The organism is Bradyrhizobium sp. AUGA SZCCT0222 (genome assembly GCF_018130205.1).
GTDB lineage: Bacteria > Pseudomonadota > Alphaproteobacteria > Rhizobiales > Xanthobacteraceae > Bradyrhizobium.
In genome coordinates this window covers 171,994-185,503 of record NZ_JAFCLX010000003.1, presented here as the reverse complement: position 1 = coordinate 185,503, position 13,510 = coordinate 171,994, and the positions used below count along the sequence as shown (strand labels likewise).

Genomic DNA, 13,510 nt, shown 5'->3' with positions numbered 1-13,510 from the left:
GTAGCCCGCATGAGCATAGCGACATGCGGGATTTCTGCCAGTCCCGGATGTCGCTCCGCTCGTCCGGGCTACGCTTGCTAGGCTACGTCGACCCGGCGAAGGCCGGGACCCAAAGCCACCGGCGATAATTGTTCTTGCACGCTCATCGTTATCCTTCGTTTCAACAACAGGGGCCGCGGCGTATGGGTCCCGGCCTTCGCCGGGACGACAACGAGCATCCTCGCGGCGCGATGCGCCCGAGCTATGCGTCACTTCCCGCCCTCAAAAAATAGAGGGCGCAGGGAATGCCGGATGCGCGCTGCACCCGCGGTCCCGTGTGCGGTTAGTGCTAAGTAGGCTGCACACGAGCATACAGGGCAGCGGAGAACATCCGACATTCCCTGCGCAGTGGCTTTACGGCTTATATCGTGCTCTCCCCGGCGACGAGTTCTTTGTTGTCACCGTCGCTGACGGATTAAGGCTGATCGAACCCGGTTGGGCCAACTTCACCTCCGCCAGCTTGACATCAGCAACGGATGCCAGGACCACACGGTTTTGCCGTACGCATTGGCGCCGTTCGTCTGCGTGCCGATGACCGCTCACGGCAAAACCGCCCTGCGATCTCGTTTCACGCCTGACGCCAACGCGTCCACCGCTCCCCGCCCAACGTCCGTGACGACGGCCGACGCCCTTCTGAGTAGGACGGGATGGCCGAACGTATGCACCTGATTTGCCCTTCCGGAAAAGAGAAATATTTTCTATTTTGGGTCTTGACACGATTTCCGAAAAGCAGAACTGATTTGCCCGTCGGGTTACTTTGTCGCACGCCAAGCGAAAGATTTTGCTTGCGCGCGAGGCGACGCACTTGGCTCAAGGGTGATGATACGCTCTTTCAAAGTGCCGGACTGAGCCTTTAAGATGCTGCTCGAACCGATCGCGGCATTTTCGGGCGGCATAGCCGCTGCAGTTTTTATTTCAAGGACGAACTCTTGCGTTCCGCAGCCAAATCCACCGTTCGCGCGACCTTCGCCGTTTTCGCCCTTGTTGCGGCGGTGTCGGCGACCCCGGCGCGCGCGGAAAAACGCCTCGCGCTGGTGGTGGGCAACAATGCCTATGAGAGCGTGCCGAGGCTCGAGAAGGCGGTGAACGATGCGAAGGCGGTTTCGTCCTCGCTGCAATCGCTCGGCTTCCAGGTTCAGCTTGCGACCGATCTGAATCGCCGCGACTTCATCCGGCAGCTTTCCGCCTTCATGGACAAGGTGTCTCCGGGCGATCTCGCTTTGATCTATTACGCCGGACATGGCATCGAGGTTCGTGGCGTCAATTACATCCTGCCGATCGACATTCCGCCGGTGAAGCAGGGCCAGGAAAGCCTGCTCACCGGCGAGGCGGTGCAGACCGAAAAGCTCATCACCGATTTGCAGGAACGCGGCGCGCGCGCTTCGGTGTTCGTGCTGGACGCCTGCCGCGACAATCCGTTCAAGACAGGCACGACCCGAAGCCTGGGCGGCGCGCGTGGGCTGGCGCAGGGTACGCCGCCCGAAGGGGTGTTCGTGCTCTATTCGGCCGGTGTCGGGCAGGCGGCGCTCGACCGCATGTCGGACCGCGACGCCGATCCGAACTCGGTTTTCACGCGGGTCTTCCTCAAGGAGGTTCAGAAGAAAGAGAACACGCTGGTCGCGATCGCGAAATCCACACAGGTCGCGGTGCGTGACCTTTCGCTGACGGTCAGCCACACCCAGGTGCCGGCCTATTACGACCAGATCATCGGGCAATTGTATCTCGCCAGCGACGGCGCCGCGCCCGCGAAGAGCGCGCAGGAAGCGCCTGTCGCGAGCAACAAGCCGGCCAGGCCACCGGTGGTGGCCAACCTGCCGCCGCAGCCGTCACAGCCCAAACCGTCACAGCCTACGGCTCGCGCGGTGTTCAACAATCGCGCCTTCAACGACTATCTCAAGCGGCAGCCGCAAATGGTGCGCGCCGATCTCGCCAACCCGAACGCGGTCGCGAATTGCGACCGCCTCGCCAGCTACGGCTCCGACGTCCCGGACTCGCGGGCGCCGCGCGTCAGGCGGGACGATATCCGCGTCAAGGAGGCCGTACCGGCCTGCGTCGCCGCGATCCTGCAGGAACCCGGCACGCCGCGTCTGCGCGCCCAATTGGCCCGCGCGCTGCTGGACGCGCCGGCCAAGCGCGACAAGGTCGCCGGCCTCGATATGCTGCTTGACCTCGCGAAGGACGGCTATCCCGCGGCGATGTGGCGGATCGGCATTTGCTATTATGGCGGCGAACTCCTCAAGGAAAACAAGCGCGCGGCCGCCTTCTGGTTTCGGCAGGCCGCCGACAAGGGGCTTGGCGCGGCGATGTCGGATCTTGCCTATCTCCACGAGCGCGGAGAGGGAGTTGAGAAGGATGGCGTGGAAGCGGCGCGCTGGTTCGAACGTGCGGCGGCCGGCGGCCATCCCGGCGGCATGCGCAACTATGCGCTGGTGCTGGACCAGGGCGAAGCGGTGCCGCGCAACCCCAAGCAATCGGCCGAATATCTCCTGACCGCCTTCCGCATGGGCTCGCCGGACGCACGCGAAAGCCTGTTCAGGAAACACGCCAGCTGGCGCGCCGACACCAGGGCCCAGGTGCAGGAACTGCTGAGGGAGTTCGGCTTCCAGGTCGGGCGCACGGATGGTGAGTTTGACGGCAATACGTTCACCGCGCTCGAGGCGCTGCGGGCGTCGAACCCGATCAATGCGGGGCGGGTGGAGTAGGGATGTAGCCCGCATGAGCGCAGCGATATGCGGGATTCCGACTATCCCCGGATGTCGCTTGCGCTCATCCGGGCTATGCGGGCTGTCTGATTCACCCTGCAAGCCAGCAACGCGCCGCCTCTACTCCGGCCCGGGAACGTCGAGCCCGTCGGTGGTGTACTGGCGGATCTTGTTGCGCAGCGTGCGCACGGAAAAGCCGAGCACGCGCGCGGCGCGGGTGCGATTGCCGTCGCACCGGACCAGCGTCTGCACCACGAGCTCGCGCTCGACCGCCTCGACGGTGGAACCGATCAGCATCGGCACAATTTCATGGGGCGTAAGTTCGTGGGGTACAAGGCTTTGCGGATCCGGCGGTGAAAACTCCGGCGCGCCGGAAAAGCGCTCAAGGGACTCTTGGGTCATCAACACCTCCCGATCAACGCTAGCCCCCAAACACGGAGCAGAAGCATCAGGAATCAACGGCCCCCAAGCCGCTGAGGGGAAGGTGGGCGGAAATGGTTAACGAAATCCTAACAGGGGGAAGGAGAAGACCTGCGCTACTCCTGGTTGGAGCACGAAGTCCCGGTTCCTGGCGTGTAGCCCGCATGAGCGCAGCGATATGCGGGTTTCCTACTATCCCCGGATGTCGCTGCGCTCATCCGGGCTACGATCGCTTCCTACGCCCGCTAGCGCACCGGCTCCTTGGCCTGTTGTTCGGCTGCGGTCGTTTCCGCCGTCTTGCTCGAGCGGACCATCAGAAATGTCCCCGAGAGCGTGGCGCCCGGCAATCGCCAGCGGCCGCTGATTTCCGTGGCGTCGGCATTGACCGCCCCTTCATAGAAGACCTTGTCATAGCCGTAGCCCGGCGGCTCGTAGCGTTTGACGAACGACACCGCGCTGCCGGAGCGCTGACCCGCGATCGAAGCGTTGTGGGTGCTCACCGGGCAGCCCGATGTCATGCAGGGTTCGGTCACGCTTCCTCCGAGCGCGCCACCGGAATCGATGAGCGTCACCAGAAACGTGACCATTCCAACTGACGGCTGAATATAGGTGCCGTCCCAGACGCCGGTCAGATCCTTCGTCATTGCGGTCCAGGTGAGTGCGCAGCCCTCACAACACCCGATTACTCTCCTTCACCTTCTCCGCATCCAGATACACCTGCCCGCCCATGTCCTTGAACTTCTGCGACATGGACGCCATGCCGTCCTCGATCACGCCTGACATCGACATGCCGACGCTGCCGGCGACCGCGCGCTTGTCGGGGTCGTTCAGCGTGGCGGCGTAGTCGCGGACGTCCTGGGTGATCTTCATCGAGCAGAATTTTGGGCCGCACATCGAGCAGAAATGGGCGACCTTGTGGGCTTCCTTGGGCAGCGTTTCGTCGTGATAGGCGCGCGCGGTTTCGGGGTCGAGGCCGAGGTTGAACTGGTCCTCCCAGCGGAAATCGAAGCGGGCGCGGGACAGCGCATCGTCGCGCAGCTGGGCTGCCGGGTGGCCCTTGCCGAGATCGCTGGCGTGGGCGGCGATCTTGTAGGTGATGACGCCGACCTTGACGTCGTCGCGGTTGGGCAGGCCGAGATGCTCCTTCGGAGTGACGTAGCAGAGCATGGCGCAGCCGAACCAGCCGATCATGGCGGCGCCGATGCCTGACGTGATGTGGTCGTAGCCCGGCGCGATGTCGGTCGTCAGCGGGCCCAAGGTGTAGAACGGCGCCTCGCCGCATTCCTTGAGCTGCTTGTCCATGTTGATCTTGATCTTGTGCAGCGGCACGTGGCCGGGGCCTTCGATCATGACCTGGCAGCCCTTCTTCCAGGCAATTTGAGTGAGCTCGCCGAGCGTCTCCAGTTCGGCGAATTGCGCGCGGTCGTTGGCATCCGCAATCGAGCCGGGACGCAGGCCGTCGCCGAGGGAGAACGACACGTCGTATTTGCGCATCAAATCGCAAATCTCTTCGAAGTGGGTGTAGAGGAAGCTCTCCTTGTGATGCGCCAGGCACCACTTCGCCATGATCGAGCCGCCGCGCGACACGATGCCGGTGACGCGGTTGGCGGTAAGGTGGATGTAGGGCAGGCGCACGCCGGCGTGGATGGTGAAATAGTCGACGCCCTGCTCGCACTGCTCGATCAGCGTGTCCTTGTAGAGCTCCCATGTCAGCTTGACGGGATCGCCGTCGCACTTCTCCAGCGCCTGGTAGATCGGAACCGTGCCGATCGGGATCGGCGCATTTCGAAGAATCCATTCCCGCGTGGTGTGGATGTTGCGGCCGGTGGAAAGGTCCATCACGGTGTCGGCGCCCCAGCGGATCGCCCACACCATCTTGTCGACTTCCTCCTCGACCGACGAGGTCACCGCGGAGTTGCCGATATTGGCGTTGATCTTGGTGAGGAAGTTGCGGCCGATGATCATCGGCTCGAGTTCGCCATGGTTGATGTTGCAGGGGATGATGGCGCGGCCACGCGCGATTTCGCTGCGGACGAATTCGGGTGTCACGAACGCGGGCACCGCGGCGCCGAAGCTTTCGCCGTCGGCGATGGCGGCTTCCGCGCGCTCGAGCTGCACCTTGCGGCCGAGGTTTTCGCGGGTCGCGACGTAGATCATCTCCTTGGTGATGATGCCGGCGCGGGCGAATTCGAGCTGCGTGATCATGTGGTCACCTGTCCCGCGCAGCGGCTTGTGGTGCGCGGTGAAGGCCTTTGCGGCATGCGAGGCGCCGACATTGCCATTATCTTCCGGCTTGATGTCGCGTCCCTCATACTCCTCGACGCCGCCGCGCTCCTTCACCCACTCGATGCGCGCGCGCTTCAGGCCGGCATTGACGTCGATGGTGACGTCGGGGTCGGTGTAGGGGCCGGAAGTGTCGTAGACCGGCAGGTTCGGCTCGCCGGCGCCTTCGCTCAAAATGATCTCGCGCAGGGGAACGCGGACATCGGCGGCTTCATCGGGGGTGACCCAGATCTTGCGCGAGGCGGGGAGCGGCCCGGTGGTGACGGCGGGCAGGGTGGTGTCGGGGTTGGAGCGGATGTTCATGTTATCCTCCGTTGAATTTCTGGTTGGTTGGTGCCGTCATTGCGAGCGCAGCGAAGCAATCCATCGGGCAGCGTCGCCGGTGATAGATGGATTGCTTCGTCGCTTGCGCTCCTCGCAATGACGGTGGTTGGTGTTAGCATCATCATGCGGCCTTCGCATCCTGGCCAAGCCATTGCCTCACCCGCGCGTCGGGGTCGGTATTCTGGGTGACGTCGGAGACCACCGCGATCGAGTCGGCGCCGGCGGCAAAGATCTCGGCTGCCTGTTCGAACTTGATGCCGCCGATCGCGACCAGCGGGATGTCGCCGATGCGCTTTTTCCATTCGGTGATCTTTGGAATGCCCTGCGGTGCGAAACGCATCGATTTCAGCGTGGTCGGGAAGATCGGCCCGAGCGCGATGTAATCCGGCGCGGCGCGCAGCGCGGTCGCCAGTTCCTCGTCGTCATGGGTGGAGATGCCGAGCGTCAGCTTTGCTTTGCGGATTTCGTCGAGATCGGCGTCGGCAAGATCTTCCTGGCCGAGATGCAGATGCTCCGCGCCGGCCACAATCGCCGCGCGCCAGTAATCATTGACCACGAGCTTTGTCGCCGTGCCTTTGGTCACCGCGAGCGCGTCGCTGACGATCTGCAGCGCCTCGGAGTCATTCAAGTCCTTGGCGCGCAGCTGGATGGTGCCGACGCCGAGGGCGGTCAGCCGCGCCACCCATTTGACGCTGTCGACGACAGGATAAAAGCGATCAGGATACGGCATGCCAGAACGGTGTCCCGATGACAGGGGTTGAAGGGGAGGCGAAATCGCGGGCTTCCATCAGCCCGGCCTCGTAAGCGGTACGTCCAGCCTCGACGCCGAGGCGAAACGCATTCGCCATCGCGACGGGGTCGGCGGCTTTGGCGATTGCGGTGTTGAGCAGCACCGCGTCGTAGCCGAGTTCGAGGGCCTGGGCGGCATGCGACGGCGCGCCCAAACCGGCATCGACCACCAGCGTGATGTCGGGCAGCCTGTCGCGCAGCAGTTTTAAGGCATCGCGGTTGGTGATGCCTTTTGCACTTCCAATCGGCGCGGCCCACGGCATCACGACCTTGCAGCCGGCGTCGACCAGCCGCATCGCTACCCCGAGGTCTTCGGTGCAATAGGGAAACACTTCAAAGCCGTCCTTGATCAGGATGCCGGCGGCTTCGACGAGGCCGACCACGTCGGGCTGCAGCGTGTCGTTGTCGGCGATGACTTCCAGCTTGATCCAGGGCGTGCCGAACAATTCGCGCGCCAGCTTTGCGGTGGTCACGGCTTCCTTGACGCTGCGGCAGCCCGCGGTGTTCGGCAGCACCGACACGTCGAGCTCGCGGATCAGCGACCAGAACGCATCCCCGGTCTTGCCGCCGGCGGCTTCCCGCCGCAGCGACACGGTGACGATGCCAGCGCCGGAGGCGCGGATAGCGCCTTGCATGATCGCAGGCGAGGGGTAGAGCGCGCTGCCGATCAGGAGGCGGGAGGAAAAGGTTTTGCCGTAGAAGTTCAGCATGGTGCTAGTTCCTGTCGTCCCGGCGAAGGCCGGGACCCATACCGCGTGATCTCTCTTGGGGGCACGATGGCAGAGACCTTTCGTAACCACATCGGCTTGTGGTTATGGGTCCCGGCCTTCGCCGGGACGACGGGTGGAGAGAGTTTGCGCGCATATCCATCCTCACCCTCCCTGCCTTGGCGTGATGATCTCGATCTCGTCGCCGCTCTTGATCGGCGTCTCGGCCCAGCGGCTCTTCGGCAGCACGTCGTAATTCAGCGCGATTGCGAAATGCGTGCCTTCGTATTCGAGCTCGCGCAGCAGCGCATCGACGCTTGACGCGTTGATCTCTCGCGCCTCGCCATTGATGGTTACACGCATTGCATCACCTCATTGTCGATCACGCCGCGCTTGATGTAGCCAAGCGTCAGCTCTGCCAGCGCCGGGGCCAGCAGAAAGCCGTGGCGATAGAGTCCGTTGACGGCGATCTTTTCATCGTTGATTGATATCCGCGGCAGATTGTCGGGAAAGGCCGGGCGCAGCCCCGAGCCGAATTCGACGATGCGCGCTTCGGCGAATGCCGGATGCACCGCGTAGGCGGCGCCCAATAGTTCCAGCGCCGAGCGCACGCTGACGCCGGTGTCCTCGGCCTCGATCGAGGTCGCGCCCAGCATGAACCTGCCGTCGCCGCGCGGGATCACGTAAAGCGGCCAGCGCGGATGGATCAGCCGGATCGGGCGCGCCAGTTCGACCTCCGAGGTCTCGACGATGATCATCTCGCCCTTGACGCCGCGCAACTCGGGCTGCGCGTCGCGCGCGGCGAGGCCGCGGCAATCGATCACGAGGCCGTCGAGATCGTCCGCGCTGGCGTCATGGTCAAACTTGATCTGGCCGCCGGCCGCGGCGATACGCGCATGCAGTTCCGGCAGCACGCGACGCGGCTCGACATGGCCCTCATCGGCGTAAAACAGCCCGTCGCGGAAACGGCCTTCCAGCGACGGTTCGAGTTCGCGCAAAGCTGGCGCGTCCAGCCTGACATGGCCTGACGTGAGTTTGGCAAAACGCTCGAAATCGGCGCGGTCGCGCGGATGCGCCACGACCAGCGATCCGTTGAACGGCGTTTCCGGGAAATGCTCGCGCCAGAGGTCGAGCGAGCGGATGCCGAGCCGGCCGATCACGGGTTCGGACGCTTCGGCCTCGCACCAGGGCGCCAGCATGCCGCCGGCCCAATGGCTGGTTGACAGCGTCATCGCGGCGTCACTGCGCTCGTACAATGTGACGGCGTGGCCAGCCTGCGCAAACAACAACGCCTGCCACGCGCCGGCAATGCCGGCGCCGATAATAGATACAGGGGAATCCCCCCGCGGCTTGAAACCCTGAAACATCCCTGTCCCTTCGCCGGCATGACCCGGATCAGGTTCAAAGGGTCACCGCGGTCCCAAACCGTGCCATTTGGCAGGTCCAAGCTTGCGGTATCTCAGCTCCTCATCGGAGCTCCCCTCGGAACAGCTCTAATGTAGGCCGATGTGGGGGCGTGTCAACGCGGCTTGGCGCCGTTTGCACCTGATAAGGCGTCTGGCGGGTGCGGAACTTGCGGCTTCGCCTCGGCGAGTTTCTTCGGACGCTTCCTCGGGATCGGGACGAGCGTCGCCGCCGCTTTCGGCTTTTCGACCGCCTCAGCCGGTTTCAAAGCTTCTTTCGGCTCAATAGCGGCTTCCTTCGCCTCCTCCGGGGCGTCCCTGGCCGGCGCGATGTTCATTGGCGGGGCGCTGGCCAGCACCGGTCCGGGCTGGTTCAGCCGTTCCAGCCGCTGGCGCTTTGCGACGTAATAATAGCCGCCGGCATAAAGGCGCACGGCGCGGTCCTGGTTGCCGTTGGCAGCGCGCCAGGCGCCAGCGAGGTATTTCACGCCATAGGCGAGGTTGGTGGCGGGATCGCGCAGGCCGGCCGCGTCGCCGGTGTAACCGACGCCGCGCGCGGTCGCGAGCTTGATCTGCATCAGCCCGATGGTGCCGCCGCGTCCGACCAGATCCGGATGATATTTGCTCTCGCGAACGATTACGCGATGCACCAGCGCTTCCGGCACATTGTTGGCGCTGGCATGGGCGGCGACCAGGCTTTCATATTGCGCGCGCTGTTGCGCTGCAGCTGGTGGCGCAACCAAACAAGCTGCCACGACGGCGAACGAGGCCAGGTTCAGCAAAGCTTTCATCAAACAATCAAAGCCTTCATCAAAAATCTCGGTCGCAACCTGCGCGTTAACGATTTGCGTAACACGATTATTGCGGAGGAGCGACCGGCAATAGAGGAAAAATTCGACGCCATTGCGGCGATTGGTTCGAACAGCATTGCGGCGATTCGTCCGAGCATGAATGTCGTGCAAATGATTCGAGGAAGGTTTAAAAGACTTCGCGACAGCGTGTTCAGTTTCGACAGCAAAGCTGTCTATTTCAAATACAAAACAAGAATATCAGCGAGGGGAGATGCGCCATGGCTCGATTGGATTCCAGCTATTTGCCCCGTGAGAATCCCTGTGCCCAATGCGGAACGCCGATCTCGAGACCCGACTGGATCGAAAGCAACGCGGGCCGTACGTCCTTCCTGTGGTATTGCCGCGCCTGCGACTATCAGTTCGAGGCGGTCGCGATCTACGAGGAATCGCATCCGGATTCACTGGCGGCCTGAATATCTCCTCCCTCTCCCCGCTCTTGCGGGGTCGAGACGAGCGAAGCTCGCTCTTAGAGGGTCGGGGTGAGGGGCTCTATCAGCGAGCGTTGGCAGCAGAGGGACCTGTACCCCCTCACCCGGATTGCTTCGCAATCCGACCTCTCCCCGCAAGCGGGGCGAGGTGACCAGGCTCATCCGCCAGAATCTACGCCGCAACGCTCTGCTGATGAACCGGCAGCTGGATGCGCACCACCAGCCCACGCGGCTGCCGGTCGTGCAGTGACAGCGTGCCGCCATGGGCGAGCACGATGGCGTTGGCGATGGAAAGGCCGAGGCCGAAGCCCGCGGCTTCATCCATGTTGCGGGCGTCGTCGCCGCGCACGAACGGCTCCAGCATGTTCTGCTTCCGCGCATCCGAAATACCGGGGCCGTCATCTTCGACGTCGATGGTGATCTGGTCATCAGATACGCGAAGACGAATGGTCGCCTCGGCGCCGAACCGCACGGCATTTTCCACGAGGTTGGTGACGCTGCGGTGCAGATCGTCGGGCCGCACCGTCGCCATCGCATGCGCGGGGCCGTCATAGGCGACCTTGCGCCCCATATCGCCGAACTGATCGGTGATCAGCTGCAGCGTGCTGGCGACGTCGGCCAGCGTCATCGATTCAAGCCTGCGGTCGTTGCGCAGGAACGACAGCACCGATTCCAGCATCGAACGCATCTGGTCGAGATCGTCAAGCATGCGGCTGCGATGGGTTTCGTCCTCGATGAATTCGGAACGCAGCCGCATCCGTGTGATCGGCGTGCGCAGATCGTGGCTGATGGCGGCGAGCATTTTGGTGCGATCGTCGATCAGGCCGGTGATGCGCGCGCGCATCCGGTTCAGCGCTCGTGCGACCGAGCGGATTTCCTCCGGCCCGCGCTCGGGCAGCGGCGCCGCCGCGCCATTGAGGCTGAAGCTTTCGGCGGCCTTTGCGAACGACGACAGCGGCGCCGCCAGCGCGCGAGCCGCCCACAGGCCGAGCAGGGTGACGCTGATGACCGCAAACAGCAGCGTCATCATCCATGGCCCGCCCAGGAAGGGTGGCCGGTGCTGGTCCGGCATCAGGTTCGCCGAAACCATCGCGCCGTCCGGCAGGGAAACGCCGATCTTGCGGACGTCTCCGTCAGGCGGCAGCGCAAAAATGCGATAATCGCGGCCGAGCCGCCGCTGCAGGCCGCGCAAGCCCTCGGGTTCGCGCGCCTCCGGCGTCAAGCCCGGCGGCAGGATCTGGATCCCGAGTTGCGGAAAAGCGCGCGCGATGTCGCCTGACAGCCGCGGCCGTTCGGAGGCAGGCGCCGCGCCGAGCAGTTGGACGGCGCTGGCAAGCTGGCCGTGCCCGCGGTCGAACGAGGGATCCGGCTGGTCCGGCCGGTGCAGCCAGAAACCCGCGGTGATGATCAGATGCAGCGCTGCGATCGAGACGATGACGAGGGCCGCGATCTGGCCGCTGATGCCGCGAAGATTCAGAAAGCCCAAAAGCTTCATGATCACCTGCCGCCGGCGGTCACCGCCTCGACTCCTGTCGCTTCAACTCTCGGCGTGAACATGTAGCCCCCCGAGCGCACCGTCTTGATCATGGTGGCTTCCAGCGGATCCGGTTCGATCTTGCGGCGGATGCGGCTGACCAGCACGTCGATAGAGCGCTCGAACGAGCCGGCGTTGCGGCCCTGGGTGAGGTCGAGCAGGCTGTCGCGCGACAGCACGCGGCCGGGCCGCTCGCAGAAGGTCCGCAGCAGGTCGAATTCGGCGCTGGTCATGGCGACGCGCGCGCCCTCGGGATTGCGCAGCTCGCGTAAGCGGCAGTCGATCCGCCAACCCAGAAATGTCAGTACGCTCGCGCCTTCGACCGCGCTGGCGGTTTGCGCGGCGGCCTGCCGGCGCAGCACCGCGTTGATCCGCGCCAGCAATTCGCGCGGGTTGAACGGCTTGGGCAGATAATCGTCGGCGCCCATCTCGAGGCCGAGGATGCGATCGACGTCCTCACCGCGCGCGGTGAGCATGATGATCGGGGTCTGCGACGTCGCGCGCACCTTGCGGCACAGGCTGAGACCGTCCTCGCCCGGCAGCATCACGTCGAGGATCAAGAGGTCGACGCGATGGTCGGTCATGGCGCGGGCCATCTCCCTTCCGTCGTTCGCCGTCGTGACGTTGCAGGAATTGTTGCGCAGATATTTCGCGATCAGCGTGCGCGTCTCGCGGTCGTCCTCGACGACGAGGATGTTGGGCTGTGCCTGGGCCATGTCGACCTTTTGTCGGTGATTCGGGGGTGCGGGCGAAGGATTTTTGTTTCCCAATGTTTCCAAGGTGGAGTCGGGAAATACGGGGCAACAGGTCAGGGAGCGGCTGCAAAGACCTCGTTAAGACCGTTAACCCTACGGTCGTGACGTCTCTTACCACCGCTTGCTACGAAACTTTGGAGCCATCATGACCTCGATTTCGGCGGCCTCGGCCCAGTCCTACCAGTCGCCCCTTCAGAAGTTGCAGAACGAGTTGCTGTCGGAAGTCAATTCCGGCGTCATCAGCTCGTCGGACAAGGATGCGCTGTCGGCGGCACTGACCGATATCGACTCGGCGATGCAGTCCAGCCGGGCCAGCGACCAGGCCAGCGGCACGAGGCCCTCGCCCGAGGAGATGAAGTCGAAGATCGACGATCTGATCAGCAGCCAGGTTTCCAGCGGCAAGCTGACCAGCGAGCAGGCCACCGAATTGCAGAGCGTCTTCAAGGCCGCGTTCGCCAATGGCCCCGGCGGGGCTGGTCCTGGCGGACCGGGTGGTCCGGGCGGACCGGGTGGTCCCGGCGGCGCCGGTGGTCCGCCTCCCGGCGGTCCGCCGCCCGCTGATAGCGCGTCCTCGAGTGACGACACGTCTTCGAGCACCACTTCGCTCGACGACATCCTCAAGCAGTTTTTGCAGACGCTGCAGGAATCACTGTCGGCGTCGTCATCCACGAGCTACAGCGCGACCGGCAGCTCGAGCACATCGAGCACCAGTGCCTCGTTCTCGGCGCTGCTGATCGACTACCAAAGCTGATCTAGCCAACGCAGCGATACGTCGCAGCCATCCTTCCTTGCTGAAAGGGAAGGGTGGCTGTCTCATTTTGCGGTGCGGGAACCGGCCACCGGCTGGAGCGTTAGATCATTGATTTTATGTGTGGAGGGTCCGATGGCAATCGACGTCATGACCAAGCCGCATCAGTTGATCGCGAGCGATCGTGTCGAAGGCACCGCGGTGCGACGACCGAACGGCGACATGATCGGGCATATCGAACGGCTGATGATCGACAAGATCTCCGGCAAGGTATCTTACGCCGTGTTGAGTTTCGGCGGGTTCCTGGGCATGGGCACCAACCTGCTTCCGTTGCCTTGGGGCCGGCTCAGCTACAACACCAAATTCGAAGCTTACGAACTCGACATCGACGATGAAGAGTTGAAGCGCGCGCCCTCGTTCCGTGCCGACAAGGATTTCGATTGGGGCGATCGCGCGCAGGAAGCGGAACTGCATCGCTACTACGGCATGCCGCCATACTGGAGCGGCTTCTAGAGCGCTCTCGAGCG

The 13,510-nt window shown here is 63.8% G+C and carries 14 protein-coding genes and 1 riboswitch; of the genes, 4 read left to right on the top strand and 10 right to left on the bottom strand.

Features of this window, described 5'->3' with window-relative positions; translation table 11 throughout:
• Positions 1 to 968: 968 nt before the first annotated feature.
• Entirely contained in the window at positions 969 to 2,741 is a 1,773-nt protein-coding gene (locus JQ629_RS03690) for a caspase family protein (RefSeq protein WP_212411263.1), read from the top strand.
• A 120-nt stretch (positions 2,742 to 2,861) separates the two neighbouring features.
• Here JQ629_RS03690 and JQ629_RS03685 read toward each other — a convergent pair whose 3' ends face one another.
• From JQ629_RS03685 to JQ629_RS37850, 8 genes are all read right to left on the bottom strand, one after another.
• Entirely contained in the window at positions 2,862 to 3,143 is a 282-nt protein-coding gene (locus JQ629_RS03685) for a helix-turn-helix domain-containing protein (RefSeq protein WP_212411261.1), read from the bottom strand.
• Between the two features lie 263 nt (positions 3,144 to 3,406).
• Positions 3,407 to 3,805, bottom strand: a complete 399-nt coding sequence (locus JQ629_RS03680; RefSeq protein ID WP_212411259.1) for a hypothetical protein — start codon at positions 3,803 to 3,805, stop codon at positions 3,407 to 3,409.
• A gap of 25 nt (positions 3,806 to 3,830) precedes the next feature.
• Entirely contained in the window at positions 3,831 to 5,747 is a 1,917-nt protein-coding gene (gene thiC / locus JQ629_RS03675) for a phosphomethylpyrimidine synthase ThiC (protein ID WP_212411257.1), read from the bottom strand.
• 142 nt (positions 5,748 to 5,889) lie between these two features.
• Positions 5,890 to 6,498, bottom strand: a complete 609-nt coding sequence (locus tag JQ629_RS03670) for a thiamine phosphate synthase (RefSeq protein WP_212411255.1) — start codon at positions 6,496 to 6,498, stop codon at positions 5,890 to 5,892.
• Positions 6,485 to 7,267 (bottom strand): thiazole synthase, encoded by a 783-nt coding sequence (locus JQ629_RS03665; protein WP_212411253.1) that lies wholly within the window; start codon positions 7,265 to 7,267, stop codon positions 6,485 to 6,487. Before JQ629_RS03665 ends, JQ629_RS03670 begins: the two co-directional genes overlap by 14 nt.
• A 162-nt stretch (positions 7,268 to 7,429) precedes the next feature.
• Positions 7,430 to 7,627 carry a sulfur carrier protein ThiS gene (gene thiS, locus JQ629_RS03660; RefSeq protein WP_212266746.1) on the bottom strand — a complete coding sequence of 66 codons (198 nt, stop codon included), beginning with the start codon at positions 7,625 to 7,627 and terminating at the stop codon, positions 7,430 to 7,432.
• Entirely contained in the window at positions 7,618 to 8,631 is a 1,014-nt protein-coding gene (locus JQ629_RS03655) for an FAD-dependent oxidoreductase (protein ID WP_212411251.1), read from the bottom strand. The genes thiS and JQ629_RS03655 overlap by 10 nt, the downstream gene beginning before the upstream one ends.
• Positions 8,619 to 8,757, bottom strand: a riboswitch (TPP riboswitch). (Overlaps the previous gene by 13 nt.)
• 26 nt (positions 8,758 to 8,783) lie before the next feature.
• The gene (locus JQ629_RS37850; RefSeq protein WP_212411249.1) at positions 8,784 to 9,458 is read right to left on the bottom strand and encodes a lytic transglycosylase domain-containing protein; all 675 of its coding nucleotides are present in this window, start codon (positions 9,456 to 9,458) and stop codon (positions 8,784 to 8,786) included.
• A gap of 278 nt (positions 9,459 to 9,736) precedes the next feature.
• Here JQ629_RS37850 and JQ629_RS03645 point away from each other — a divergent pair, with 278 nt between their 5' ends.
• Positions 9,737 to 9,931, top strand: coding sequence for a hypothetical protein (locus tag JQ629_RS03645; RefSeq protein ID WP_192738155.1), 195 nt, complete (start codon positions 9,737 to 9,739; stop codon positions 9,929 to 9,931).
• Between the two features lie 187 nt (positions 9,932 to 10,118).
• Here JQ629_RS03645 and JQ629_RS03640 read toward each other — a convergent pair whose 3' ends face one another.
• Together JQ629_RS03640 and JQ629_RS03635 are read right to left on the bottom strand one after the other, a co-directional pair.
• Complete coding sequence (locus tag JQ629_RS03640) at positions 10,119 to 11,441, bottom strand: ATP-binding protein (RefSeq protein WP_212411247.1); 1,323 nt, start codon at positions 11,439 to 11,441, stop codon at positions 10,119 to 10,121.
• A gap of 2 nt (positions 11,442 to 11,443) precedes the next feature.
• Positions 11,444 to 12,196, bottom strand: a complete 753-nt coding sequence (locus JQ629_RS03635; protein WP_212411245.1) for a response regulator — start codon at positions 12,194 to 12,196, stop codon at positions 11,444 to 11,446.
• Positions 12,197 to 12,380: 184 nt separating this feature from the next.
• On the opposite strand from JQ629_RS03635, the gene JQ629_RS03630 reads away from it, so the two are divergent.
• Together JQ629_RS03630 and JQ629_RS03625 are read left to right on the top strand one after the other, a co-directional pair.
• Positions 12,381 to 12,986: a hypothetical protein gene (locus tag JQ629_RS03630; protein ID WP_212411243.1), complete on the top strand. Its 606-nt coding sequence runs from the start codon at positions 12,381 to 12,383 to the stop codon at positions 12,984 to 12,986.
• 132 nt (positions 12,987 to 13,118) lie between these two features.
• Entirely contained in the window at positions 13,119 to 13,496 is a 378-nt protein-coding gene (locus JQ629_RS03625; RefSeq protein ID WP_212266734.1) for a PRC-barrel domain-containing protein, read from the top strand.
• Positions 13,497 to 13,510 lie beyond the last annotated feature (14 nt).